The sequence below is a fragment of the Actinoplanes awajinensis subsp. mycoplanecinus genome (genome assembly GCF_001509495.1).
GTDB classification, from domain to species: domain Bacteria; phylum Actinomycetota; class Actinomycetes; order Mycobacteriales; family Micromonosporaceae; genus Actinoplanes; species Actinoplanes palleronii.
In genome coordinates, this window is the sequence record NZ_LLZH01000007.1 from 1 (window position 1) to 24,523 (window position 24,523).

Annotated in this window: 24 protein-coding genes and 1 pseudogene; 5 read left to right on the forward strand and 20 right to left on the reverse strand. The window is 67.7% G+C overall.

The annotated features are described in order from the left end of the window. The 10 genes from ADL15_RS02585 to dnaK all read right to left on the reverse strand — a co-directional run. Positions 1-866, reverse strand: an 866-nt coding sequence (locus ADL15_RS02585; protein WP_157441113.1) for a GAF domain-containing protein, incomplete at its 3' end; no start/stop codon positions are given. A gap of 441 nt (positions 867-1,307) precedes the next feature. Next, the gene (locus ADL15_RS02590) at positions 1,308-1,556 is read right to left on the reverse strand and encodes a hypothetical protein (RefSeq protein WP_157441114.1); all 249 of its coding nucleotides are present in this window, start codon (positions 1,554-1,556) and stop codon (positions 1,308-1,310) included. A 357-nt stretch (positions 1,557-1,913) separates the two neighbouring features. Further along, positions 1,914-2,051, reverse strand: coding sequence for a hypothetical protein (locus ADL15_RS52550; RefSeq protein WP_157441115.1), 138 nt, complete (start codon positions 2,049-2,051; stop codon positions 1,914-1,916). Positions 2,052-2,064: 13 nt separating this feature from the next. Beyond that, entirely contained in the window at positions 2,065-3,747 is a 1,683-nt protein-coding gene (locus tag ADL15_RS02595) for an FAD-dependent oxidoreductase (RefSeq protein WP_067684749.1), read from the reverse strand. Beyond that, the gene (gene trxA, locus ADL15_RS02600; protein ID WP_083970842.1) at positions 3,744-4,169 is read right to left on the reverse strand and encodes a thioredoxin; all 426 of its coding nucleotides are present in this window, start codon (positions 4,167-4,169) and stop codon (positions 3,744-3,746) included. Before trxA ends, ADL15_RS02595 begins: the two co-directional genes overlap by 4 nt. A gap of 10 nt (positions 4,170-4,179) precedes the next feature. Then, positions 4,180-6,804: an ATP-dependent chaperone ClpB gene (gene clpB, locus ADL15_RS02605; protein ID WP_067684753.1), complete on the reverse strand. Its 2,625-nt coding sequence runs from the start codon at positions 6,802-6,804 to the stop codon at positions 4,180-4,182. Beyond that, positions 6,795-7,124: a chaperone modulator CbpM gene (locus ADL15_RS02610; protein ID WP_067684755.1), complete on the reverse strand. Its 330-nt coding sequence runs from the start codon at positions 7,122-7,124 to the stop codon at positions 6,795-6,797. Before ADL15_RS02610 ends, clpB begins: the two co-directional genes overlap by 10 nt. Next, positions 7,121-8,068, reverse strand: coding sequence for a DnaJ C-terminal domain-containing protein (locus ADL15_RS02615; protein WP_067684757.1), 948 nt, complete (start codon positions 8,066-8,068; stop codon positions 7,121-7,123). Before ADL15_RS02615 ends, ADL15_RS02610 begins: the two co-directional genes overlap by 4 nt. Continuing rightward, entirely contained in the window at positions 8,069-8,569 is a 501-nt protein-coding gene (locus ADL15_RS02620) for a nucleotide exchange factor GrpE (protein WP_067684759.1), read from the reverse strand. Positions 8,570-8,575: 6 nt separating this feature from the next. Next, positions 8,576-10,459, reverse strand: coding sequence for a molecular chaperone DnaK (gene dnaK / locus ADL15_RS02625; RefSeq protein WP_067684799.1), 1,884 nt, complete (start codon positions 10,457-10,459; stop codon positions 8,576-8,578). A gap of 315 nt (positions 10,460-10,774) precedes the next feature. On the opposite strand from dnaK, the gene ADL15_RS02630 reads away from it, so the two are divergent. Then, complete coding sequence (locus tag ADL15_RS02630; RefSeq protein ID WP_067684761.1) at positions 10,775-11,452, forward strand: BON domain-containing protein; 678 nt, start codon at positions 10,775-10,777, stop codon at positions 11,450-11,452. A gap of 30 nt (positions 11,453-11,482) precedes the next feature. Here the strand turns inward: ADL15_RS02630 and ADL15_RS02635 are convergent, their stop codons facing one another. After that, positions 11,483-11,746, reverse strand: coding sequence for a UBP-type zinc finger domain-containing protein (locus ADL15_RS02635; protein WP_067684763.1), 264 nt, complete (start codon positions 11,744-11,746; stop codon positions 11,483-11,485). A 132-nt stretch (positions 11,747-11,878) separates the two neighbouring features. Next, the gene (locus ADL15_RS02640) at positions 11,879-12,286 is read right to left on the reverse strand and encodes a hypothetical protein (RefSeq protein WP_067684765.1); all 408 of its coding nucleotides are present in this window, start codon (positions 12,284-12,286) and stop codon (positions 11,879-11,881) included. Between the two features lie 280 nt (positions 12,287-12,566). Between ADL15_RS02640 and ADL15_RS02645 the strand changes: the two genes are divergently transcribed. Then, on the forward strand, positions 12,567-13,595 hold the full coding sequence (locus tag ADL15_RS02645) for a GAF domain-containing protein (RefSeq protein WP_157441116.1): 1,029 nt from the start codon (positions 12,567-12,569) through the stop codon (positions 13,593-13,595). Between the two features lie 38 nt (positions 13,596-13,633). Here ADL15_RS02645 and ADL15_RS57335 read toward each other — a convergent pair. From ADL15_RS57335 to ADL15_RS02655, 3 genes and pseudogenes are all read right to left on the reverse strand, one after another. Next, a pseudogene (locus ADL15_RS57335) lies at positions 13,634-14,253 on the reverse strand (methyl-accepting chemotaxis protein). Positions 14,254-14,374: 121 nt separating this feature from the next. Next, complete coding sequence (locus tag ADL15_RS57340; RefSeq protein WP_232343863.1) at positions 14,375-14,797, reverse strand: hypothetical protein; 423 nt, start codon at positions 14,795-14,797, stop codon at positions 14,375-14,377. 76 nt (positions 14,798-14,873) lie between these two features. Further along, positions 14,874-17,141, reverse strand: coding sequence for an EAL domain-containing protein (locus ADL15_RS02655; protein WP_067684769.1), 2,268 nt, complete (start codon positions 17,139-17,141; stop codon positions 14,874-14,876). A gap of 237 nt (positions 17,142-17,378) precedes the next feature. On the opposite strand from ADL15_RS02655, the gene ADL15_RS02660 reads away from it, so the two are divergent. Beyond that, positions 17,379-18,728 (forward strand): AraC family transcriptional regulator, encoded by a 1,350-nt coding sequence (locus tag ADL15_RS02660; protein WP_083970839.1) that lies wholly within the window; start codon positions 17,379-17,381, stop codon positions 18,726-18,728. Between the two features lie 443 nt (positions 18,729-19,171). On the opposite strand, the gene ADL15_RS54930 is transcribed toward ADL15_RS02660, so the two are convergent. The 3 genes from ADL15_RS54930 to ADL15_RS56975 are packed head-to-tail and all read right to left on the reverse strand — an operon-like array spanning position 19,172 to position 19,895. Further along, positions 19,172-19,375 (reverse strand): hypothetical protein, encoded by a 204-nt coding sequence (locus tag ADL15_RS54930; protein WP_067684771.1) that lies wholly within the window; start codon positions 19,373-19,375, stop codon positions 19,172-19,174. A 45-nt stretch (positions 19,376-19,420) separates the two neighbouring features. Further along, positions 19,421-19,684 (reverse strand): hypothetical protein, encoded by a 264-nt coding sequence (locus tag ADL15_RS54935; RefSeq protein ID WP_067684773.1) that lies wholly within the window; start codon positions 19,682-19,684, stop codon positions 19,421-19,423. A 19-nt stretch (positions 19,685-19,703) separates the two neighbouring features. Next, on the reverse strand, positions 19,704-19,895 hold the full coding sequence (locus ADL15_RS56975; RefSeq protein ID WP_083970843.1) for a helix-turn-helix domain-containing protein: 192 nt from the start codon (positions 19,893-19,895) through the stop codon (positions 19,704-19,706). 200 nt (positions 19,896-20,095) lie between these two features. Here ADL15_RS56975 and ADL15_RS53905 point away from each other — a divergent pair, with 200 nt between their 5' ends. Beyond that, complete coding sequence (locus tag ADL15_RS53905; protein WP_198170484.1) at positions 20,096-20,263, forward strand: hypothetical protein; 168 nt, start codon at positions 20,096-20,098, stop codon at positions 20,261-20,263. A 110-nt stretch (positions 20,264-20,373) separates the two neighbouring features. Then, positions 20,374-21,837, forward strand: coding sequence for a PIN-like domain-containing protein (locus ADL15_RS02675; RefSeq protein ID WP_157441117.1), 1,464 nt, complete (start codon positions 20,374-20,376; stop codon positions 21,835-21,837). Here the strand turns inward: ADL15_RS02675 and ADL15_RS02680 are convergent. Next, positions 21,824-23,569, reverse strand: coding sequence for a hypothetical protein (locus tag ADL15_RS02680; protein ID WP_067684777.1), 1,746 nt, complete (start codon positions 23,567-23,569; stop codon positions 21,824-21,826). The genes ADL15_RS02675 and ADL15_RS02680 overlap by 14 nt on opposite strands. Continuing rightward, complete coding sequence (locus tag ADL15_RS52560) at positions 23,566-24,204, reverse strand: hypothetical protein (protein ID WP_157441118.1); 639 nt, start codon at positions 24,202-24,204, stop codon at positions 23,566-23,568. The genes ADL15_RS02680 and ADL15_RS52560 overlap by 4 nt, the downstream gene beginning before the upstream one ends. Between the last annotated feature and the right edge of the window lie 319 nt (positions 24,205-24,523).

Sequence of the window (24,523 nt, forward strand, 5' to 3'; positions counted from 1 at the left end):
CGATCATCAATCGGCGATTCCGGCCTGCACCAGAACCGCCCAGCACCAGAACTATTCAACCCCGCACCGGACGAATCGCGTCGGTGGATCGAGGCTGAGGGGGAGAGTAGAATGACGGCCGCGAAATAGTTTGGCGCCTGCGGCGGGCAGGCGATCGCGGTTACCCGTACGTAATCGTCGAGCCCGCGCGGATCCGGGCACAGGAAAGCGGTTTGAGTCCGGTTTTCAGTCAATTTCGCAAGAGCGGTGGGGACGACGCAGGAATTCTGGGTGAACAGTGGATGCGAGGGCATTCCAGGCAACCTGTGCATCGCTCCGCCGCGGCCGACCACGCTTCCGGCCCGGGCATCCCCGACCAGCGAGGCCAGCCCCGCGATCGTGGTCATCGGGTCGATGGCCGCCGCGATCATGGGGGCTACCGTGCCGATCACATCGCGCGCGGCGTCGCTGGGATGTGCCGATGAGTCGGTGTACATCGTTATGAGGCCCAGGTGCCGGCCGTCCCGGGCGACCAGCGGCACGCCCAGGCCCTCTCGGTATCCGGCCGGCCACCAACGGTCCGCCCACGACGGTATTTCCGCGAACGGGACCGGGGCGTCACGCAAGCACAGCGGACGGTTTCGCCGAAACAGCCCGAACGCCTCCACCTGGTCGTTGAAGGAGCCCGACTCCAGGTAGGCGCGATTCACCGCGTCGTGCCCGACCGCGGTCAAGGTCTGGTATCCCTGCCGGCCCGGGTCGAAGACACCGGTCCAGGCGGCCTCGAACGGTACGACGGTTCTGAGCTGCGGCCACAACTCCTCCAGCCGACGGGTGATGTCACTGGTGCCGGCCGTGACCCGGCCGATCTCCAGCGCAAGCTCCAACGCCCCTGGCGCCGTCAATGCACTCTCCTCACCGATCGGGTTGGTGAGGCGTCATTTCCGCGGCCCACCGCAGGCGCGGGCGATCGATTTTGAACAAGCCCTGGCACCCCAAGCATGCGGGGTTTCGGAGCCGAGGCGCGGATCTATGTTGCCGATAATTTCATGCACAACGCCGCCTAATTGCTGAGGGCACTCACCACAGCCGGACCGTCGGCCGAGGCTCCATATGCCGGAGCCCACAGATTTCCAGACGTTGGAAAAAATCCGCGGGTGGAGCTGGCGTCATGCTAGCAGGCAGGTTGTTGAGGGTCGATCATCTCTGTCTCGGATGATCACAATATCGGTCTCCTCGCGAGAAACATTTCATCAGGACCGCGCGTAATGCGCCGCATGCCCTGACCAAGTCCAGCCACATCATGGGGGCCTGGTGTCAATTCTTACTCACTCGATGTCTCGCGGACGAGGTTGCTCAGCGCCGCCTTCCGGATCGGGGTGGTAGCCGTACGCCGCCGCGCGCACGGTCTCCTCGTCCTCCAGGCCCGAGCCGATCGCCCCACCGACCGTCGCCAGCGAGCTGACGATCCAGGCGAGCGTCAGATATTCCGGTAATCCGATCCGGCCGGTCACCGATACCGCGAGCACCGACGGACGGATCAGCAACAGCGCGGCGGCGGTCCCGGCGAACAGCACTGCGTAGGACACTGCGGTGGCCAGGCACAGCGTGAGCGTCGCCTATCTGCCAGATCGTGTTGCTGGTGAGCGCGAACGCAGCGGTGCCGAAGGCGCCGACCAGAAGCTTGGACAACCCGAGCAGGGCGCGGCCCGGCCGGTTGGCCCGCACCATGCCGATCACCAGACGCATGCCGCCGCGGATGCGGGAGGCAACCAGCCCGATCTCGCCGTCGTCGTCCTGCCCGAGTACCCGGTGGATGGCGGCGACTGCACCCACGAGCTGCCGCAACGGCTCTCGTTCCGGCTCTTCGCCGTCCTCGGGCAACCCACGCGGCAGTTCCTCGACGAGATCGGGGACCATGGCCCGCACCGCATTCAGCTGGCGGAGGCGAGCAGCTCGGCGAGCTCGTCGGCGAGCCGTTGCGCGACCCAGGCCGGATGGTCGGGCGGGGTGGCGATCAGACCCACCATGATCACCGATGACCCGCCCTCGTGTTCCGGGTCGCCGGTCATGGCGTTCCCGGCGTCAAGTGCCGGACCGCGGACGCTCGGCGGCGGATCCGAACCCGGCCAGGTGGTCATGGATCAGGCGAACGGCCATGGAGCCCTCCCCGACCGCGGACGCAACCCGTTTGATCGATCCGCTGCGTACGTCACCCACGGCGAGGACGCCGGGGCGGCTGGTCTCGAGCATCCCCGTCGACGGTGCGTCGGCGCGGGCCTGCGGCCCGGTCAGGACGTAACCGCGTTCGTCCAGGGCGACGCTGGACGCCAGCCAGCCGGTGCACGGCCGTGCACCGATGAACGCGAACAACACCGCCGAACGGATCTCCTGCCGTACCCCGGTGCGGGTGTCACGTACGCCGAGCGCCTCCAGCCGGCCATCGGCGCCGATCAGGTCGGTGACCTGCGTGTTGCGCAGCACTTCGACGTTGGGCAGTCGCTCGATCTGGTCGATCAGGTACCGGGACATGTCGCGGTTGAGGTCGTCGTGCCGGATGATCAGCCGTACCTGCGCGGCGTGCCGGGCGAGGAAGATCGTGGCCTGGCCGGCCGAGTTGCCGCCGCCGACGACCGACACCGACTGCCGCTCGCAGAAGACCGCCTCCATGAAGGTGGCGGCGTAGTACACGCTGGTGCCCTCGAACTCCGCGAGGCGCGGCACATCGAGTTTCCGGTACCGCGCGCCGGTGGCGATCACCACCGTCCGGGTCCGCAGCTGGGCCCCGCCGTCGAGGTGCACGACCTGGTCGCTGTCGTGCCATCCGAGCCGTACCGCCTCGATCGGAACGTTGAAATCGGCACCGAACTTCTTCGCCTGCACCACGGCGCGGTCGGCCAGTTCGGCACCCGAGATGCCGGCCGGGAAACCCAGGTAGTTCTCGATCCGGGAGGAGGTTCCGGCCTGCCCGCCGGTGGACACCGCGTCGAGGACCACCGTCACGAGTCCTTCGGAGGCGCCGTACACAGCGGCGGCGAGGCCGGCCGGCCCCGCGCCGACCACGACGACGTCGCACATCACCTCGTCCTGGCCGGACCGCCGCAGGCCGGCGATCCGGGCCAGTTCCCCGTTCGAGGGGTTGCGCAGCACCTTGTCCCGCCATATCACCACCGGCGTGTCCTTGGCCCTGATGGACAGCCGCCGTAACAACTCCTCGGCGCCCGGATCCTCCTCCAGGTCGATCCAGGTGTGCGGTAACCGGTTGCGGGCGGCGAGCTCGCGCAGGCGGCGGGTGTCCGGGCTGTACCGCGAGCCGACGATCTTGATGCCGGTGATGTCGCCGATCAGCAGTTCCCGGCGGGCCAGGAAACTGCGCAGGATCAAGTTCCCGAGGTCGGGCTTCTCGCGAACCAGCTCGTGCAGTCCGGGCAGGGGCACCGCCAGAACCTCACCTGGTTCCGCGGCGGTCATCGAGACGAACGACGGCTGGCCGGTGAGCAGGCCGAGCTCGTCGAGAAACCGGCGCGGGCCGTGTACCCGTACCGTCCGGGCCTTCGGGGTGCCGTACCCCTCGATCACCGTGACCGTGCCGGACAGCACGACCAGGAAGTCGCGGTCCCGCTGGCCCTCGGCGACAAGCACCTCGCCCCGCCCGACCGGCCGCTTCTCGCCGCGCCGGCTCAGCAGGTCGATCTGCTCATCGGACAGGCGAGGATAGGCCCCGGCTACGTCCTGTGTCTCGGCGAGCGGCTGCTCGTCCCGGTTCACGCCGCGCTCCGCAGGAAATCGTCCACCCAGCTGCGCAGGGCCGAGGCGGGTGCGGCACCGGCCCGGCGGGCCACCACCTTGCCGTCGCGGATCAGCATCAGCGTGGGTACGGCCTGAATGGTGAACCGCTCGGACACCTTCGGCGCCTTGTCCACGTCGACCTTGACCAGTTTGACCTGGCCGGCCAGGTCGCGGGCCACCTGTTCCAGTGCCGGGCTGACCTGCCGGCACGGGCCGCACCAGGTCGCCCACATGTCCACCAGGACCAGGATGTTCGCTCGCTCGGCCACGTCGGGAAAGTCGTCGTCGCCGGCCTCGGCCATCCAGGGCAGCGGCTGGTGGCAGTGACCGCACTGCGGGACGCCCGCGGCGGCCGCCGGGACCCGGTTCTTGCGCCCGCAGTTCGGACACTCGATCACCATGGTGTCCACGTCATTCCTCCGGTGAGTTCTCGTAGGCCACGGTCAGCTCGCCGTCGATCACGTCCACCCGGATCACCGCGCCGTCTCGGGCGTCGCCGGCGAGCAGCGCCCGCCCGATGCGGGTCTCCACCTCACGGGCGATGAAGCGGCGCAGCGGCCGGGCGCCGTACACCGGATCGAAGCCCTGGCGGGCGATGAACCGCTGTGCCTCGCCGGTGACCTCCAGCGTCATCCGCCGCTCGGTCAGCCGTTCGCGCAGCTCGTCGAACATGAGGTCGACGATGCGCTCGATCTCCGGCTGGGTGAGCGGCTTGAACAGCACGATGTCGTCCACCCGGTTGAGGAACTCGGGCCGGAAATGCTGCCGCAGCTCGCTCAGGACCAGCTCGCGGCCCTCCGGCTTGATCTCACCGGCCTCGGAGATGCCCTCGAGCAGGTACTGGGAGCCGATGTTCGAGGTCATGATGACCACGGCGTTGCGGAAGTCGACCGTGCGGCCCTGCGCATCGGTAAGGCGTCCGTCGTCCAGAACCTGCAGCAGTGTGTTGAACACGTCCGCGTGTGCCTTCTCGATCTCGTCGAAGAGCACCACCGAGTACGGCTTGCGCCGGACCGCCTCGGTGAGCTGGCCACCCTCCTCGTAGCCGACGTATCCGGGCGGAGCTCCGACCAGCCGGCTCACGGTGTGCCGTTCCTGGTATTCGCTCATGTCGATGCGGACCATGTTGTCCTCGGTGTCGAACAACGCCGCGGCCAGCGTGCGCGCCAGCTCGGTCTTGCCGACTCCGGTGGGCCCCAGGAAGATGAACGACCCGATCGGCCGGCGTGGGTTCTTGATGCCGGACCGAGCGCGGATGATCGCGTCGGTGACCAGCTGCACGGCCTCGTCCTGTCCGATCACCCGCTCGTGCAGGATCTGGTCCAGACCCAGCAGCTTCTGGCGTTCGCCCTCGGTCAGCCGGCTGACCGGGATGCCGGTCCACCGGGAGACGATGCCGGCGATCTCGGCCTCGGTAACGACCTCACGGAGCAGCCGCTTGCCGCTCTGCTTGGCGGCGAGCCGCTGCTCCTCGGCCTGCATCCGGCGATCCAGCTCCGGTAGCTTGCCGTGCCGCAACTCGGCGGCCAGGTTGAGGTCGTAGTCGCGTTCCGCCTGTTCCGCCTCGTGTCGGATCTGTTCGATCTCCCGGCGCAGGTCCTGGACCCTTCGCAGGGCCTGCCGTTCGGCGTCCCACTGGGCCCGCAGCGCGTCCACCTCGGCGCGCAGGTCAGCGACTTCCCGGCGGAGCTGGTCGAGCCGGGCCAGGCTCGCCGGATCCTCCTCCTTCGACAGGGCCGCTTCCTCGATCTCCAGGCGGGTCAGGCGCCGGGTGAGCTCGTCGAGTTCGGCCGGCATCGAGTCGATCTCGGTACGCAGCATGGCGCACGCCTCGTCGACCAGGTCGATGGCTTTGTCCGGAAGGAACCGGTCGGAGATGTACCGGCGGCTGAGGACCACCGCCGCGACCAGCGCCGCGTCCTGGATCTTCACCCCGTGGAAGACCTCCAGCCGTTCCCGCAGTCCGCGCAGGATCGAGATGGCGTCCTCCTCCGTCGGCTCCTCCACGAGCACCGGTTGGAAGCGCCGCTCCAGCGCCGCGTCCTTCTCGATGTGCTTGCGGTACTCGTCCAGCGTCGTGGCGCCGATCATGTGCAGCTCGCCGCGGGCGAGCATCGGCTTGAGCATGTTGCCGGCGTCCATGGCACCCTCGGAGCCGCCACCGGCTCCGACGATCGTGTGCAGCTCGTCGATGAACAACAGGATTCGTCCCTCGGCGGCCCTCACCTCGGAGAGTACGGCCTTGAGCCGCTCCTCGAACTCGCCGCGGTACTTCGCGCCGGCCACCAGGGAACTCATGTCCAGGGCGAACACCACCTTGTCCCGCAGTCCCTCGGGTACGTCGCCGTTGGTGATCCGCTGGGCCAGTCCCTCCACGATGGCGGTCTTGCCGACGCCCGGTTCACCGATGAGGACCGGGTTGTTCTTCGACTTGCGGGACAGGATCTGGATCGTCCGGCGGATCTCGCCGTCGCGTCCGATGACCGGGTCCATGGTGCCGGCGGCGGCGTCGGCGACCAGGTCCCGGCCGTACTTGGCGAGCGCCTCGTAGGCGACCTCCGGCATCGCCGAGGTCACCCGCTGGTTGCCCCGGATCTTCGTCAGCTCCTGGAGGAAGGTGTCGCGGGTGAGCCCCGCGTCGCTGAGCAGCCGGCCGGCGGTGGAACCCCGACCCTCCTGAAGCATGGTGATCACCAGGTGCTCGACCGAGACGTACTCGTCCTTGAGTCGTTTCGCCTCGCGCTCGGCTGCCTCGAACAGCCGGGACAGGCGCTGGGTGACGAAGACCTGGCCGGGTGCGGCGCCCGGGCCACTGACCCGGGGACGCCGGTCCAGTTCCGCCTCCACCTGTTCCCGCAGTTCGTCCGGGTCGGCACCGGCCGCCGAGAGCAGCCTCGGCACCAGCCCCTCGGGCTGCTCGAGCAGAGCGAGCAGCAGGTGCTCTACGTCGATCTCGGTGTGACCGAACCGCAGCGCCTTGGTCTGGGCGTCGTGCAGGGCCTCCTGCGATTTCTGGGTAAGGCGGTTCAGGTCCACGATCTACCTCCGGTAGGTCGAGAGGTCGTGACGCGAAGTTCACGCTCGAGGGTGGCCACGCGGTCGAGGAGGTCGATCACCAGGCCGAGGGCGGCGTAGTTGACGCCGAGGCCGGCGCGGAGGCGCCGGACGCGAGCCAGAGCGAGCAGCTGGTCGCGCCCGAACCACAGATTTCCGGCGGCGTCGCGTTCGGGGTGGAGGAGGCCCAACGCGACGAGCCGGCCGACCATCTCCGGGTGCACACCTCCGGTTCGACAGAACCTGGTCAGGCTCAGCCGGCCGGTCGCGGGCTCCGGTGTCCGGGCGAGGGGGTAGGTCATGGCCGGCTCCGCGGGTTGAAGGTGGAGACCGCGGCGAGTTGCTCGAACAACCGCCGTTCCTCGTCGGACAGCCTGGCCGGCACCATGATCCGGGCCTCGGCGTACAGGTCGCCCGGCCGGCCGCGGGGGTTGGGCAGTCCCCGCCCCTTGAGCCGTAGCCGCCGGCCGCTGGACGTACCCGCGGGAACCTGGACCTTCGCCTCGCCGCCGGGGGTGTCAACCGCGACGGACGCGCTGAGCGCGGCCTCCCACGGTGCCAGCGGCAGGGTGACGGTGAGGTCCCGCCCGTTGACGCGATAGCGCGGGTGCGGTGCCAGCCGTACCACGAGAAAGAGATCGCCGGGCGCGGCGCGGTCGCCGCCGCGCCCGCCCTGGCCGCTCAGCCGGATCCGCTGGCCGTCGGTCACCCCGGGCGGAATCGTCACGTCCAGCGTACGGCGGTCGTCGGTGCCAGCCAGCGTGATTGTCCGGCGCCCGCCGGTGTACGCCTCCTCGACCGTCAGTTCGATCTCGGCCTCTTGATCCGCGCCCGGGATCGGCCCGAAGCCACCGGCACCACGGCCGCCGAACATGCCGCCGAACATGGTTTCCAGGTCGATGTCCGAGAAGCCGCCGGACTGGGTACGGGCGTCCGCTGCCGGGCCGTTGCGGCGACGGGGGCGTCTACCGCCGCCGGCCCGCGCTCGTGCCCAGGTCTGCGGATCCACGTCCGGCGGCACCTGGCGGAAGTCCGGGCCGAAGGAGTCGTACCGGCGCCGCTGCTCCGGATCGGAGAGTACGTCGTACGCCTCGGAGATGTCCTTGAATCGCTCCTCCGCGCCCGGATCCTTGTTGATGTCGGGGTGATAGGTCCGGGCCAGCTTGCGATACGCCCGCTGCAGGTCGTCGGCGCTGACGTCTCGAGCGACGCCCAGCGTGTCGTAGAAGTCGCGGGACGGCGCCATTCAGGCTCCCTTGGCCACGACCACCGCGGCGGGCCGCAGCGGGCGATCGTCGGTGCCGTAACCGGGCCGGAGGACCTGCAGGATCGTGCCGGGCGCGACGCCGGCGGCCGGCAGCGCGGCCACCGCCTCGTGCCGGCTCGGGTCGAACGGCTCGTTCAGATCGGCCCGCAACGGATAACCGAGATCGGCGAGGACGTCCCGCGCCTGTTGACGGACGGCCTCCAACCCGGACACGATCGACGCCGGGTCGGCGCCGGCGTGCTGCAGGGCCAGCTCCAGATTATCGAGGACGGGCAGCCATCGCGCCGCGACCCGGGCCCGTTCGTTCTCGCGTTCCCGGTCGAGGTCCCGCTCCATCCGCTTGCGCAGGTTGTCGTAGTCGGCCACCGCCCGCCGGTAGCGCTCGTGCGACTGGGCCACCTGGGCACGCAGCTCGACGGTCTCGTCGGGGACCGGCGGGGCCGCACCGGTCGCCGCCGGATCCCGTTCCTGATCGGTCATCGTCGGTTATCCGGTCGTGAATTCGGCGTCGATCACGTCGTCGTCCTCCGGGCTGCCCGGCGAGTTGCCCGGTGCGGACGAGCCGCCGTCAGCTGCGCCGCTGCCGGTGCTGAGGCTCTGGTAGACCTGTTGCAGCTCCGAGGTGAGGGAGCGGAGCCGGTCGAGTGGGGCGTCGTCCTTGATCGCCTGGCGCGCGTCGTTGACGAGCATCTCGGCGCGGCCCTTCTCGTGCACGGCTACCGCGTCGCCCAGCTCGGTCAGCCGACGTTCCACCTGGTAGGCCGCCGAGTCGAGCTCGTTTCGGGCGTCGATCATCTCGCGCAGCCGGGCGTCCTCACCACGATGGCGTTCGGCGTCCTGGACCATCCGATCGATCTCAGCCTTGTCCAGGTTGGAGCTCTCGCTGATGGTGATGCGTTGTTCGGCGCCGGTGTCCTTGTCCTGGGCCGACACGTTCAGGATCCCGTTCGCGTCGATGTCGTAGGTGACCTCGATCTGCGGCTCACCGCGGCGCGCGGGCCGGATGTTCTCCAGCCGGAACCGGCCGAGCACCCGGTTGTCGTCCGCCTTCTCCCGCTCGCCCTGCAGCACCACCACGTCCACGGCGGGCTGATTGTCGGCCGCGGTGCTGAAGGTCTCGGTGCGCCGGGCCGGAATCGTGGTGTTGCGCTCGATGACCCTGGTCATCACGCCGCCCTGGGTCTCGATGCCGAGCGACAGCGGGGTGACGTCGAGCAGCAGGACGTCCTTGACCTCGCCTTTGATGATCGCGGCCTGCAATGCGGCGCCGAGCGCGACGACCTCGTCGGGGTTGACCGTCATGTTCGGGTCCTTGCCGCCGGTGAGCCGGCGAACCAGCTTCTGCACCGCCGGGATCCGGGTCGAGCCGCCGACGAGAATCACCTCGTCGACATCGTTCGCCGTCACCTTCGCGTCGGACATGGCGCGCTGCACCGGACCCAGGCAGCGCTCCACCAGGTCGGCGGTCAGGTCCTCGAACTTGGCCCGGGTGATCGTCGTGTTGAGATGCTTGGGGCCGTTCGCGTCCGCCGTGACGAAGGGCAGGTTCACCGTCGTCTGGGTGACCGACGACAGCTCGACCTTGGCGTGCTCGGCCGCCTCGAAGAGGCGCTGCAGGGCTTGCGGGTCACGACGCAGGTCGATGCCATCGGTCCGCTGGAACTCGTCGGCCAGATGGTCGACGAGCCGGCGATCGAAGTCGTCGCCGCCCAGATGGGTGTCGCCGGCGGTGGAGCGGACCTCCACCACGCCGTCACCGACGTCGAGAAGGCTGACATCGAAGGTGCCCCCACCGAGGTCGAACACCAGGACGGTCTCGTGTTCCTTCTTGTCCAGGCCGTAAGCCAGGGCCGCCGCCGTCGGCTCGTTGATGATCCGCAGGACCTCGAGGCCGGCGATGCGCCCGGCATCCTTCGTGGCCTGACGTTGCGCGTCGTTGAAGTACGCCGGAACGGTGACGACGGCCTCGGTGACCCGCTCACCCAGGAACTTCGACGCGTCCTCGACCAGCTTGCGCAGCACCAGGGCGGAGATCTCCTCGGGCGCGTACAGCTTGTCGCGGACCTTGAACCGGGCCGCACCGTCCGGGCCGGAGACCACGTCGAACGTCACCGTGTTGAGCTCGCTGGACACCTCGTCGAAATGGCGTCCGATGAATCGCTTCGCCGAATAGATGGTGCCCTTGGCGTTGAGGATCGCCTGCCGGCGGGCCAGCTGACCGACCAGTCGCTCGCCCTGCTCGGTGAAGGCGACCACCGACGGTGTGGTCCGAGAACCCTCCGCATTGGCGATGACAGTCGGCTGCCCGCCTTCCACGGTGGCGATCACCGAGTTCGTGGTGCCGAGATCGATGCCGACTGCCTTGGGCATGACGCCCTCCTCCAACATCGTGCATGGTCTGAGGTATCAACAGGCTGCGTCGCCCGGACACATGCGGGATCCCGGACTCCGTTCCCCGGTCTCCACACCACCAGCACCGGCCAGAGGTGTCGATTGGCAGATCTGCCAATCGGCGCCCGCCCGCCACCTGTCGGTATTCCTGCCAATCGACAGTCCCCGGCCGCGTTTGGTGGGATCGAGATCCGACGTACCGCTGAGACGTGGGGGAGGGCCGCGCGGCGACGATCATCGAGAAAGCGCCGAGCGGCGAGTGCCGCTCGGGCGCAGAGGTCTTGGAGGACCGGCATGGCCAGCACACCGACAACCCAGACCGATGAGGAACTCCAGCGTGAGGTGTTGCGCGAGCTGAAGTGGGACGCGGAGGTCGCGCCGAACGAGATCGGCGTCGTCGTACGGAATGGCGTGGTGACCTTGACCGGCGGGGTGGACACGTTCAGCAAGAAGTGGGCCGCCGAACGCGCGGCACTTCGTGTCCGCGGGGTCAAGGCCGTGGTCAACGACACGGAAGTACGCCTGTCGCCCGGTCACGAGCAGGCCGACGTCGACCTCGCCCAATCCGTTGCTCGGGCGCTCGAGATGGACTCGCTCGTACCCGACGACACGGTGAAGGTTTCGGTGTCGGGCGGCTGGGTCACCCTGCGCGGGGAGGTGTACTGGGACTACCAGCGGCAGGAAGCGCAACGGGTCGTCCGCACACTCATCGGTGTCAAGGGGGTCAGCAACTTCATCACCGTGCGGCCGGGCACCGGCCCGTCGCCCGATGAGATCACGAGGAAGATCGAGGACGCCCTGGTGCGGACGGCCGAGACGGACGCGGGGCGGATCCACGTCACCACTGATGGCAACACCGTGATCCTGACGGGGAGCGTACGGTCGTGGGCAGAGCGCCGGGAGGCGGAGCGTGTCGCCTGGTCGGCGCCCGGTGTCACCGAGGTGGAGAACCTGATCACGATCAACGTGTGATCCTTGATCCGAATGCTCGGTACTGTCCGGTCAAACCATCGCCTCGTCCACGTAGCACCACCGCCAGTTCTCCCCGGGCTCGAACGACCGGACGATCGGATGACCCACGGTGTGCGCGTGCGCCCGCGCGTGGCGCATCGGTGACGAATCGCAGCAGCCGACGTGCCCGCAGATCAGGCACAGCCGCAGATGCACCCAAGGAGTGCCCAGACGCAGGCACTCGGCGCAGCCTTCCGGAGTCCGCGGGACGACCGGACGGATCATGACGACGTGCGGGTCGGGGACGATGGTCATGGCTCACCTGCCGGCTTTCGTCAGCATTTCCTTGTCGGCGACCGTCAGATGGACGGCCTCCGAGCTCTTGTCGACTCCTCTGGGGCGGTGCCGGCACCGGCGCCGCGTTGTGGATCTTTCGTGGCTGCCGGCTCAGCCGCGCGAGCCCAGCAGACGCCGGCACGCCTGACCGCACCTGCGGCAGGCCTCGGCGCAGATCATGCAGGCCTCGTTCACCGCTGCGTGTTTCCGCAATTCCTCGTAGCCCTCGCGACACGTCTCGATGACCGCCCGCAGCACAGCCTCGGTCACCGCACGGTCGTAGGCAGTGGGCCGGGACAACACCCGCACCGCCGCAGTGGTCATGTCGGCGCAGTTGAGGGCCGCGCCGGCGGCCCTGCCCAGATGCGCCGCGTCCGGATCCGCGATGCAGGCGTCCGCGCAGGACGTACAGCTCTGCGCACAGTTGAGACTCTCCTGGAGGACGATCACCAGGGCGTCCTTGTCGGTACCGGGCGTCGTGCCGGGGTGGGCGTTCAGGATGGCGACCATGTCGGTCATCCGGGTGCACTGCTCATCGGGTGCTCACATCAGCTCGTCGAAGATCCGTGTAACGCGTTCCCAGGGACGGCTCTCCGGATTCTTCACCCGGCGTCGGGGTGATCGCCCCGGCAGGTGCCGGAGCCGTACGCGTCGTGACATCTGCACTCCTCGTCTCACCCCCCCAATAGCAGCAGCATCCCGTCCCGGGGTCGATTGGCAGAAATGCCCAGAAGGTGCCGTGCCGGTGCGCCGCGGGTAACCTCAACAGGAAAACGAGCAGTGGCGAATGGGGGCCCGGGTGTTCGACCTGCCGCCTCGTGCCGCCGAGGTCGCCGCGGAGGTGACCATGCTCGCGAACCTGCCGGCCGGCCCTGGGGAACGCGCGGAGGCCATCCTGGACGCGCTGCGTCAGGTGATTCCGTTCCAGGCTGCCCGTATCGCACTGCTTGATCCCGAGCTGCGTCAGCACGACCTGTTGAGCTGCCGCGGATACAACGACCGCATCCGCGCCTACATGACCACCCAGGAGCACCACGCCGAAATCGAGTCGCTGGGCCTGCACAGGACTGCGCCGCTGCGTGTCCAGGATCTTCCGGTACCCGCGGAGGAGATCCGCAGTTGGATGGAGCTGTTCCAGCCGGCCGGATTTCGGGAAGGTATCGGTATCGGTCTGGTTGTCGCTGACGGCCGCCGGGTCGGTTTGCTGGGGTTCAACACCGACAATCCCGCATACGCGAGCCCGGCCGCGTGCAACCTGGTGCAACTTTTGGCCCCTACCATCGCGCACGCGGTGGATCCGCTCCGCTCGCCCGCGTTGCTGGCCCGGATCGTCCGGGGAATGACCGCGGCGACAGTGCTCACCACTTCCGGCAGAACGCTGCCTCTCCCCGGACTGCCTACGCATCCGCTGTTGGAGGCCACCTCGGCCGTTCTCCTGGCGGCGACCACACACCTCGGCGGAACACCCGACTACGCCGTGTTCCTGGTCCCGTACGATCGATGGCCCGCCGAAGCCGGACATGTCCGGATCACTGTGTTTGGATGCAACGGTCGGCCTCGTCATCTGCGGGCCGTCGTGGCCGTGGGTGCACCGGGCGACCTGTGCGGGCTGACGGGCACCGAACTGGAGATCATGGGTGCACTCGTCGAGGGTTGGACGGCGGCGTCCATCGCGGCTTCGCGGAACATACCGGTGGAGATCGTCGAGGGTGACCTCGAACGCGTCCGGATCAAGCTGGCCGCTCCGGACCGGATCACCGCCAGCCTGCGCGCCGTGCGTGAGGGGCTCTATGTCCCGACCGAGATGGCCGTCATCACCCGGGCATAGCCTCGCCTGAGTCTGGAACCGGCCTGCGCCGCAATCGTTCAAATGCGGAATGTGGAGACCAGACCGCTCAGCTCGGTGGACATCCGCGCGAGCTCTGCGGTTGCCTGCTCAGTCTGCGCCACGCTCTCGCTGGTCATGCGGGCGGCCTCGGCGACGCCGGTGATGTTCTGTGCTATCTCACCGCTGCCACTGGCAGCCTCGGCGACACTGCGGTTCATCTCGATTGTCGTGGCGGTCTGCTGCTCCACCGCCGAGGCGATAGTGGTCTGGAACTCGCTGATGCGTTCGATGACGACGGAGATCTCCTCGATGGCGGATACGGCGCCGCTGGTGTCGGCCTGGATCGCCTCGACCCGCCGGGAGATGTCGTCTGTGGCCCGCGCCGTTTCCTGCGCCAGGTCTTTGACCTCGCTGGCGACGACGGCGAAACCCTTGCCGGCCCCCCGGCCCGCGCCGCCTCGATCGTCGCGTTCAACGCCAGCAGGTTGGTCTGCTCGGCGATCGCCGTGATCGTCTTGATCACGTTGCCGATCTCCGCGGAGGACTCGCCCAGCTTGTTCATCGTGGCCGACGTCATCGACGTGACGGTTACCGCTTCGGAAGCAACCCGGGCCGCCTCGGCGGCGTTCTGCGAAATCTCCCGGATCGACGCCCCCATCTGCTCGCCGCCGGACGAGACGGTTCCACGCTGCGCGACACCTGTTCGGCCGAGGCGGATACGGCTTGCGCTTGCGCCGAGGTCCGCTCGGCCGACGTCGCGATGGTCGCGGTGGTGCCGTTCATCTGTTCGGAAGCGCCGACCAAGGACGCGGCGGATCCCTCGATGGTGGTAATGGTCGTGCGTAGCCGTGCCATTGCGGTGTCCAGCGAACGTCCCATCCGGCCGGCTCGTCGCGCGTATCGAGGCCGGTGTGGCGGGTGAGGTCGCCGTCGGCGAGGCCGTCGCACACGTACGTGACCTTGGTCAACGACTGCACGATCTTGCGGGCCACCCAGAATCCCAGCCCGCCGGCGAGCAACAGCCCGATGAACAGCGTCACGACCGAGGTGGTTCGGCTCGATTCGTAGCCCGATCTCGCCGCGGTGGCGTTCCTGGCCGCGGTGAGGACCTTGACACTGACGCCGAGGTCGGCGAAGAAGGCCCGACGACGCGACTCACCGGCGGTCGTATCGGTGCCGGTGGTGATGGTGACCGCGCTCATGGTGTCCCTTTCCGATGTAAATCGACGTTCCTGCCGCAATACCGGGCATGCGCTCGCACGATTTGCGAGCCTCGAGCTAATGGCCGCCGGCCGAGATCACGTTCATCGGGCGGTCGGGTTCTGGAAGCCGGGGCCGCGCCTGACCTGTGGCGGTGGCAGGCGCCACGGCGTCGATCGCGGCACGGCCCCGGCCGAAATCGGGCTCGGCCACGGGACGGCTGAAGTAGTAACCCTGCAGCAGCCGATAGCCGAGCCGGTAGAGCGCGTCGGCCTGCTCGGCGGTCTCGACACCCTCGGCTACAGCGGTGATGCCGAGTCCGTTGCTGATCCGGATGAGGGCATCCGCGATCACGCTGTGCCGACCGGCCGCCGTGACATTGTCGACGAACGACTTGTCGACTTTGAGGATGTCGACCGGCACCGTCTGCAACAGGCCGAGCGACGAATGCCCGGTGCCGAAGTCGTCCAGCGCGATGCGTACCCCGAGCTTGCGCAGTTCGTGCAGCGTGGTCACCGCTTGGCCGCCTTCGAAAACGGCGGTTTCGGTGACCTCCACGGCCAGGCATTGCGGTGGAAGTCCCGTCTCGGCCAGCACGCCGGCGACGGTCGCGGCGAAGCCGGGTCGGGCGAGTTGACGGGCGGAGACGTTGACGCTGACCCGGTCGGGTGCGCCCGCGCCCAGTTCGGCCCGCCACCGAGCCATGTGCCGGCAGGCGGTCCGCAGGATCCAGGCGCCGAGTTCGACAATGAGGCCGTTCTGTTCGGCCACCGGCACGAACTGCGCCGGACTGACCATCCCGCGCTGCGGGTGCTCCCAGCGCACCAGCGCCTCGACCGCGATGGTCCGGCGCGCCGGGAGAGCAACGATCGGCTGATAGACCACCCGGAACTGCCCGGCGTCCAGACCGATCCGCATCTCGGCGCCGAGCTTGGCGTGCCCCCTCGACTGCTCGTCCAGGGCCGGCTCCCACCGCCGGATCGTCTGCCCGGCCAGCTTGGCGGCATACATCGCCGCTTCGGCCCGGCGCAGCACCTCCACCGGCTCGTCGCGCTCGCGGGCCGCGAGACCAATACCGACGCCCACCAGCAGATCGTGGCCGTGCGCGTGGACCGGTTCGCGCAGCCGGGCGGCGAGCTCCGCGGCCAGCGCATCGACCTCCGCGGCGCTTCCGTCGGCCAGCAGGACAGCGAATTCGTCACCGCCGATCCGGGCGAGCAGCGCGCCGTCGGGTACCGCCCGTGCCAGCCGCTGGGCCAGGGCACAGAGCGCCCGGTCACCGACCCGCCGGCCGAGTTCGTCGTTGACACTCTTGAAACCGTTCAGGCCGAGCAACACCACCTGGGCCCGGCCCTCGGCCGGCACCGCGTGCAGGGCCTGCTCGAATCGGCGCCGGTTGGCCAGACCGGTCAGTGTGTCCAGCATGGCGAGTTGTTCCAGGGCGTGTGACTGCCTCTTCAACTGGGTCAGGATCAGGGTCATCCGAGCGATGGTGAGCAGGATGAGGACGAGGGCGCCGCAGGTGATGACCGTGCGATCGACGGTGTTGTCTCCCGCGTACGGCGTCAGGAGCAGCACGGGGCCGAGTAGCGAGCACGCGGCGGGCGCGCACAACCGGGCCACACTCTGCGGAGTGCTCCGGCCCTGTACGACGTCGGTGTCGGCCGTCATCGACGGGTGCAGGGCGGCCGCTGCCCACAGCAGGGTGGCCGCGGCGAACACCGCGTCCAAGGCGAACGGGTCGGCGTCGAAGTAGACAACCAGCACGGAGTAACTGATGTCCGCGGCCAGCAACGTGGCTGCGGCGGCGTAGAGCAACCGGCTGCTCGGAGTGCGGTTGCGCTGGTCGGTGAACAGCCAGGCCAGCATCACCAGCAACAACAAATCCGCTACCGGGTACACGGAGCCGATCACTCGAGCCGTAGTCGTGGCCGACCGGTCGGCCACGGCCGGGTGCAGGATGAACGTCCACAGCACCAGGCCGAGCCCGATGGCGGCGATGCCCGCGTCGATCAGGTGACCGCTGCCGGCGCCCGACCGCCGCCTGCGGGACAGCAGCACCAAACCCATGATGCGCAGAAGGTCGGCGGTGAGGTAGAAGGCATCGGCGACGGAGGGGTACGGCACACGGCCCGACTCGTACAGGTAGTGGTCGTAGGTGACGTCGCCGAGCACCGCCACGACCTGCCCGGCCGCAAACCAGTACCAGATGCCGGGGTGCGGCGGCCGGTACAGCCGTACGCCGACCAGAATGGCGGCCGCGGCCGCCAAACCGATGGCGTAGTAGCACACTCGCGCCGCCAGCGACGAGGGCGGCAGCAGGAAATACCCCGTCGTCGCCAGCACACCGGCCGCGAGCCACCAAACCCAAATCCGCGTACGCCTCACGACCGGCCATCGGCCCGCCCACCGCGGCATCTGAGTCCGAACGACGAGCCGGCCCGGCTCGGGGGCCGGCTCGCTGCGGGGGGCGGACCGGGCCTTCGGTTTCCGGACAGGCCGGGTGGTCGGCGGTGAGCTTCACCCGCCGGGAACGAGACCGGCCGCCTGCTGCCCACTAGAGTGATGGTGAGGTGATGCTATTTGTCCCGGAATGAAGGTGACGGCGGCGCCCCGGCGGTCACCCTGCACAGCTCCGACCTGGATGAGACCCGGTTCGTGCTGGCCCAGCACTTCTACAGCAACTTCATCGACATGCTGGAGCCGTCCCGGAGCCTCGACACCCAGCTCCGGGTCACCCAGCTCGGCCCGGTCACGATCGGAGACCTGTGCTTCGGCACAGACCTCAAACTCAGGCTGCACGAACTCGGCGCGTACCACGTCGACGTCCTCCTGCCCGGCCAGCTCGAATGGCAGCAGGGCAGAGACGAAACCCGGGTGGCCACCGATACCAGCGCGGCGGTGTTCCAGCCGGTCGGCGACACCGTTCTGCACCGGTGGACCGGCGACTGCCGACTACTGGCTACCAAGATCGACAGCGAATCCCTCGAACTGCAGCTGGCTCGCATGCTCGACACCCCCGTCGCTTCCCCGATTTTGCTCAGCCACCGGCTGGACCACGCTCAGGGGCCCGGCCGCACCTGGACCAACATGGTCCGGGTGCTGGCCGCGGACACTCTCGGCGAGAACCGCGGGCTGACCCACAACCCGCTCCTCGCCGAGCCCCTGCAGGAGATGCTCCTGCGCGGTCTGCTGCTGGCCACCGACCACCCCTATCGGGACCGGCTGGCCACGACCGGCGGACCCTACCCGGCGCCCCGCGCGATACGGCAGGCGATCGGCATCCTGCACGGCCGGCCCGAGCAGCCGATCACCATCGCCCAGCTCGCCGACAGCGCCGGCGTCAGCGAACGGTCACTGCAGGCGGGCTTCCGGCGGTACGTCGGCATCTCGCCCGCGTCGTACCTGCGTCAGGTCCGCCTTGACCGCGCCCACGAGGAGCTTCGGCAGGCGGACCCCAGGCAGACAACGGTGGCGGAGATCGCCCACCGCTGGGGATTCGTCCATTCGGGCGTTTCGCGGGTGCCTATCGTGCGCGGTTCGGTGTGCCACCGTCCCAAACCCTCAACGCCTCCGCGGGCCCCCGAGCCATACAGAACGGGCCGCGCCGACAAGCGTGAGCTGAATTTCGCCCGCACGTCCCCGCCGGCGGGCGAGGGAGCCGATGACTTCCTCGGCGCCTCAGCCCTCGCGCTTGCCGTCACCGTCGTGGTGATCGACCGTGTCACCGCCGCACCCATCGCACATCGCGGGACGCCGCCAGCACCGCAGACATCCCGCGACGTCAAAACCCACACGACGCGCATGCACCGAAAGCTGCGCGCGGGCGCTCGACGGCGAGCCACGAGACGGCCTGCCGGCTGGTCAGAATGCGCCTGCTGGGGGCGGGCGGACATGGCAGCGACATTACCGCCGTCCGGCCGGACCACGTGATGACATCTCGGCCGAGAAAGGCCACGATGGTCGGCCGGATTGCGCCGAGGGCGTCGTCCTAGGGCGATCGGAGCTCGTGAACGCGCAGTTCAAGTACCAGGAGCATGACTGGGGGTCAAGGGGTCGTCAACTCTTATCAACGTTGTGCATGTGTGCGAATGGCTCTTTATCTGTGACGGCCAGATGGCCGGCGAGCAACTGACACGAACCGAGCCGGCTATGGGTGGGGGCTCTCGGCGCGCTTCGTTGGTGGGCTGCTGGAGCGGGGTTCTTCGTCCTTCGTCGCTTGGTAGGCCAACTGGCCTGATGCTTGACGCTGGCGGGCGTCGATGCGTGGATCACGATGCTCCGTAGAAGCGGGGGAACTCAATGCCGGTGCTGGTGTCCAGCGCGGACAGCAGGTGCACCCGACGGCCGTAGGCCAGCCGGGCACCCCGCAGCGTTTAACCGACGACGGCGATCACAGTCCGGTAGCGACGTGGCCGCGCCGCGGCGAGTGGCGGTCTTCGGGCCCGGAGCCAGCCGACTAGGACGCTGCTGACCAGGGCGTCGTCGAAGCGGGTCAGTAGCCGCCACACCGTCATGCCGGCCGGCACGCCCCGGTCGAACCCGAGCCGTTGCTGATCCGGCTCGTCCAGGTCGTACAACCAGTCGGCGGTCGCCGTGAAGGAGGTGGCGCCAGCCAGGACCGCTCAGACCGCGACGGCCAGCAACGCTGCTAGCGGATATCGCACCCCGCGACGGTTACGTGGGTCCGGGACCAGGCTCGCGGCGGCCAGAAGCCCGCCGCGTTCACCGTCGGTGACCGGCGGTGGTGGCGTGTCGATGCCAGGGGTTGTCACGGTCAGTACGGAGATCAGAGATGATGCCATCGGCGGGTGGATTCCTCGGTGGTCGTGCAGCGTGAAGAACTCCATGATCACCTTGAGGGCTTCATCCGCTCCATCCGCCTTCATATAGGGCGATCACTCGACATCATCCCAGCTCAGAGCATCCGCCCGCGAGAACGCAACCGCCCTGGGCTGGTGTCTGGGCGCAGTAGCGACGAAAGGTCCGGATGAAGTGGCTGCTTTCGGCGAACTGCCACCGTGCCGCGATCTCGACGACCGTGCCGCCGGTGGGTGCGAGGAGCGCGCGGCGCGCCTGATCGAGGCGTCGGCGGCGGATGTACGCCGCGACGGGCTCGCCGGTTGACGCGAAATAACGCTATGGGGGCAGCCTGATCCAGTTCCGGCGCGCCTTCGACCAGTACGTCAACCCGCGGCCGTGCCGGCTGCTGCCCGGCGTGGCAAGCCCCGCTGGCTGGCCGCGAGCCCGGCGACATCGACTTCGTCGTCATCTGCGAGAACACCGAAGGCGGCGCCCTGATGCTCGACCACCTCGACCACCTCGGTTACCCGGAGGCGGCAGCGGCGATCGTGGCGGCGATCGAGTCGGTGCTGTCCGCCGGGAACGTGCGAACGCCGGATCTCGGAGGTACTCACCGCACCGAGGACCTGGGCCGGGCGGTGGCCGACGCCCTCGGATCGGCCTGAGGGGAATCGGCGAGGCCTGTTCGGTCTTTGTCGTGCATTCGCCGGGAGCCTTGTTCGGGATGGCCGAAGCTGTTACCTCTTGGGTACGGTTTGGCCGCTTGGAGGTCCGGGTGCCTGGATTGTTCGATGGTTTCGAGGGCTACTACCTACCCAGTGGTGATGACATCGACCGTGCATTGGCGACCGCTGTGGTGGCCCTCGATGCCAATGTGATGCTGAGTCTCTACCGGTACAACGCGCAGACGGTAACGGATGTCCTGAGCGTTCTGGAGGCTCTCGGCGACCGCCTTGTCGTCCCGCACCAGTCTTTGGTCGAGTTTCATCGCAACAGGCTGTCGGTCATCAGCAATCCTGGCGCGGCCCTGAAAGAGCTGCGCGATGCGCTGGAGAAGAGCCGATCCAATGCCGATGGTGCCCTCGGTCGCTGGGCTCAGCAGGTTGCCATGGACGAACCACTGCTGGTGCGTCTCCGTGGCGATCTCAAGGAGGCCCTCGATTCGATTGAGACGAGGGCGATCCAGGTGGTCCCGGACCGAATTTCCCCGGACACGCCCAGCGACGAGGACAGCGTGCTCACGAGGCTAGGCACTGTCTTGGAAGGCAAAGTCCTGCCAAAGCCGGACGAGAGTGATTGGTCGGCGATGGTGGACGAGGGCAAGCGTCGAGTCTCGGCGAAGCAGCCGCCGGGCTATCTGGACGCAGAGAAGGCTGACCTGCAGGCCGAGGGGGCTGCCGGAGACTACATCGTCTACTGGCAGGCGGTCCTCCATGCAGCGGACCTAGGTAAAGACCTACTCATCGTCACCAATGACCAGAAGGAAGACTGGTGGTGGAGGAAGGGCAGCTCTTTCCTCGGTCCCCGGCTCGAGATGGTGGAGGAGTTCCGAAAGCAGAGTGAAGGCCGCCGGCTCTACCTCTTGCGGGCGCCTGACCTGCTCAAACGTTCAAAGAAGGCGCTGAGTGTCCTGGTCAGCCCGGACTCTGCACAGGATGCGGAGCGGGTGGCGTTCAAGGGGGAGAACCTGTGGTCGTCGGACGGGGTCACCGAACTTCTCTCCCGGCTTCGTCACGAAGGGCTTCCACAGGCCGCGGTCGTCGAGGAGGCGGCCTGGCTGGGCGGCATCATCGATCGCGCGGCTGTGTACGAAATATGCGGTTACGACAGCAGCCGGATGCTGAGGGGTTTCACCAGGCCGACGAGCCGGATAACACTCGAGTTGCAGGATGAGGGTTCGGTGCCGGCCGGCGTCAAACCCATCCTGGAGGCGCTCTATCCGGATGACGTTCGCACCAGTGGATTCCGCATCCCGGACGAAGTCGTTGATATCCTGCAGGATGAGCAGGATCTTCAGCCACTGATCAGATACCTTGAGTCCAGGAACGAACCTGTGATCCAACTGGTCTTTTCTGAGATCGAGACAATCCTCGGCGCGGAATTGCGGCCGGTGGCCCGGCGCTCCAATGGCTACTGGCAATCCCGTACCAACGCCATGGGCCGAGCCCTCACCGGCTGCGGGTATCAGACCAGAGGCGTGAATGTCGCGGAGGAGACCTTGAACCTCACACGTCTGTGAGGATCTGCCTCAAGAGTTTGGTCTTGCCCGCGGGCTGATGTGATCGCAGCCATTCTTCGAGGCCATCCGGCCTACGGTTCATGAGCTGACGGAGGGCCTCGAAAGTCCGCACGTCTGCGTCGTCGAGGTCCACTTCGATCCCGCCGGCGTCTCGTAATGCTCGCCGTGCGGAGCCGACAGGCGATCCGGTCGGCCATGGCTTTGCTTTGATGAGATACAGCCGGCTGTCAGCCGAGCCTGCGAAGCCGTCCATGGCCGCCTTGATGCGAACCGTCGTGGGCTGCGGGCTTACCGACGTGACTACGCGAAAGTGCCACGCCGACGTGTTGGACTTTGACGTGAGTAGCGCGTGCACTGCGGCTGGGCGTTCCGGTTTGACCTCGAGCCGGACGAAGCGGTCGGCTCGGGTGGGGTGCTCGCGGATCCAAGCATCGAGGGCGGCGCCCAGCAGCAGCGGCATAACTCTGTCCTCGGACCTCGTTCCGAGGATTGTCTCCACGTCGGCTGCGGCAGCGAGCTTTTCGAACTCGGTTTGAAGCGCGCTCGGTGACTGCCCACTGCGCCGCTCCTCGGCGAAGTCGAACAGCTCGGAGGGAATCCCGGCGTTCAGGCATCCCTTGACGTGGTGCCGGATTCGGTCGATGAGCCGCCGCGCGGTGTAGTCGGTCGATGTCCGGAATGCGCTCGGGTGCACCGGCCAGGTTCCGTAGTCGGGACGGAAGCCGACGCGTCTGTAGTCGATGGCGAACCGCCGGGCGACCAGACGCTCGGCGATCTCGGGATCCGGGATGTTCCGGAGCTGCTGCGTTCGCCAGAACCTGTCGGCGAACGAGTTGACCATAGTGCCGACCAGAGCTTCCCAGGAGTCGGGCAGGCACGAGACGATGATCAGCGTTCGGCGTGATCGGCTGTGCAGGTCCATCAGCCCGTGTCCGAGATCTATGACCTGCTCTCGGACGTTCGCGGCTTGAGGCGATGAGGACATCGTCTTGACCAGCGCATCGATCTGATCGACGGCGACGACCACCGGTCCGGACAGGGCGAGTAGCCGGGTGATCTCGGAGATCAGAACGCTGGGAGACTTGACCGGTATCTGGAATCCCCAGCGCCGGCGAGCCGATTCATTGATCTCGCCACCCTGGAGATAGACACTTCCGACCTTGCGGTCGTTCGGTGCCGGGGACGCGAGAAGGATCAGTGCGCGCAGGGTGTCCTGGTACTCGCTGCCGAGCCGGGTGTCATGCTCCGGAAGTGCGGAAACGATTGCTTCGACCGCGACCCGCGGCAGGCTCCGTGACCCGTTGCCGACGTCGGTGAGAGGTGCGACCTCGAGTCGCTTCGCGAGATCGTCAACAAAGCGGGAGGCTTGCGCCCGCTGTCCGGACCGGGTTTCTTCCAGATCCAACCGGAGTGAGCGGAGTAGCTGAGTGTGGAAGGGGACCCCTCGCTCGATGGCGTAAAGAAGGAAGAAGTAGCCGCCACGGCGTTGCGTCTGGATCTGCGTCCACTTCAGCGTCTGGGTCTTGCCGACGCCGAGTTCTCCCTCGACGACGATGCCGGTCGAGCTGTGATGTCCGTCCGCCCGTAATGCGTCCAGATTCTCCTGGACGGCGGTCTCAACGCCGGGATGCAGTCCGTCCACGTGACAACTGAGGTCGTTGTTCCAGACGTCATCCTCGGTGACGACATGATCAAATCTCAGCGCCTTGAGCGCGGCGAGTTCCGTCGTCATGAGCGCTGCATGGAGATCCGATGCTTCTCCTCGTTGCCTATGTGAAGAGCCGCTGCACGATCGTCGGCAGTGATCGAGGCGTTGTCGGCGATCGGTACCAGATTGATCTTGTGGTCCCGATACATCTGCCGGAGAGCCTCATCGACGGCGCCGCGGTCGAGGCCTCGTGGGAGTAGCGGACGAAGTTCGGTCAACCGTACGAAGGATTCGCTTCGCCCATCGGCGGCTTGACTGTAGGCAGTCCCGATGTGAGTTTCGAGGTCGTACTGGATCGATCCTCCATGCAGGATGGTGCGGACCGCCTTGGCCAGCACGTAGTCGGTGCTGTTCAGGTGTTCACTCAGGTCGGCGATCAGTGCGAATAGGACACGCTCTGCTGGACCTGCGCCAGGATCGAGAGCCGCCACACAGTGATCTGCTCCGGCCGGCGAGAGAGTGTGAACGTACGCGTTGCCGACCATCTCACTCTCGATGAGGCCGGCGTTCCTCAAGCCGAGGCGGTCCCGGCCGGTCAGGCCGAGCCCCACGCGCTGGCGGAGCTCCCGGTTGGTCTGTTCGCCAGGGCCGGTCAGGAGAGCGAAGAGAACGGCGCGCTGTGTGCCGTTGAGTTCTACTCGGCTTCCGGAATCAGTCACGCCAGCTCCTGATCTCAGGTTAGACACTCAGAGTGCTGACAACGCTACTACGAGTAAAAAGATAAAGATAGATGTCTTGAAGACTGTCAGTTTTCTGCACTCACGGTGGCAGCGGCCTCCGAGGGCTGACCTTTATGTCGCTTTGCCTGAACGTGGGGTGGGCCGGTGATCGCCAAAGCGCGGATGGTGTCCGGTTCGGGAACTTCGTGCCCATCGACTCACCGTGAGTTGCTCGCGCAGGCCTTGGGCGAAGGCGTGCACAATGGCGCGGCTGGTCCGTAGACCGTCTCGTACGAGGTGGGGGTGGTTGCGGACAGCG

What these genes read in the sequence shown, in the direction of transcription:
- ADL15_RS52550 (WP_157441115.1), bottom strand. Translation starts at nt 2,051, where the DNA reads ATGACCGGCGACCCGGAACACGAGGGCGGGTCATCGGTGATCATGGTG.
- trxA (WP_083970842.1), bottom strand. Translation starts at nt 4,169, where the DNA reads ATGGTGATCGAGTGTCCGAACTGCGGGCGCAAGAACCGGGTCCCGGCG.
- ADL15_RS02610 (WP_067684755.1), bottom strand. Translation starts at nt 7,124, where the DNA reads ATGACCTACCCCCTCGCCCGGACACCGGAGCCCGCGACCGGCCGGCTG.
- ADL15_RS02615 (WP_067684757.1), bottom strand. Translation starts at nt 8,068, where the DNA reads ATGGCGCCGTCCCGCGACTTCTACGACACGCTGGGCGTCGCTCGAGAC.
- ADL15_RS02620 (WP_067684759.1), bottom strand. Translation starts at nt 8,569, where the DNA reads ATGACCGATCAGGAACGGGATCCGGCGGCGACCGGTGCGGCCCCGCCG.
- dnaK (WP_067684799.1), bottom strand. Translation starts at nt 10,459, where the DNA reads ATGCCCAAGGCAGTCGGCATCGATCTCGGCACCACGAACTCGGTGATC.
- ADL15_RS02630 (WP_067684761.1), top strand. Translation starts at nt 10,775, where the DNA reads ATGGCCAGCACACCGACAACCCAGACCGATGAGGAACTCCAGCGTGAG.
- ADL15_RS02635 (WP_067684763.1), bottom strand. Translation starts at nt 11,746, where the DNA reads ATGACCATCGTCCCCGACCCGCACGTCGTCATGATCCGTCCGGTCGTC.
- ADL15_RS02640 (WP_067684765.1), bottom strand. Translation starts at nt 12,286, where the DNA reads ATGACCGACATGGTCGCCATCCTGAACGCCCACCCCGGCACGACGCCC.
- ADL15_RS57340 (WP_232343863.1), bottom strand. Translation starts at nt 14,797, where the DNA reads ATGAGCGCGGTCACCATCACCACCGGCACCGATACGACCGCCGGTGAG.
- ADL15_RS54935 (WP_067684773.1), bottom strand. Translation starts at nt 19,684, where the DNA reads ATGAAGGCGGATGGAGCGGATGAAGCCCTCAAGGTGATCATGGAGTTC.
- ADL15_RS53905 (WP_198170484.1), top strand. Translation starts at nt 20,096, where the DNA reads ATGCTCGACCACCTCGACCACCTCGGTTACCCGGAGGCGGCAGCGGCG.
- ADL15_RS02680 (WP_067684777.1), bottom strand. Translation starts at nt 23,569, where the DNA reads ATGACGACGGAACTCGCCGCGCTCAAGGCGCTGAGATTTGATCATGTC.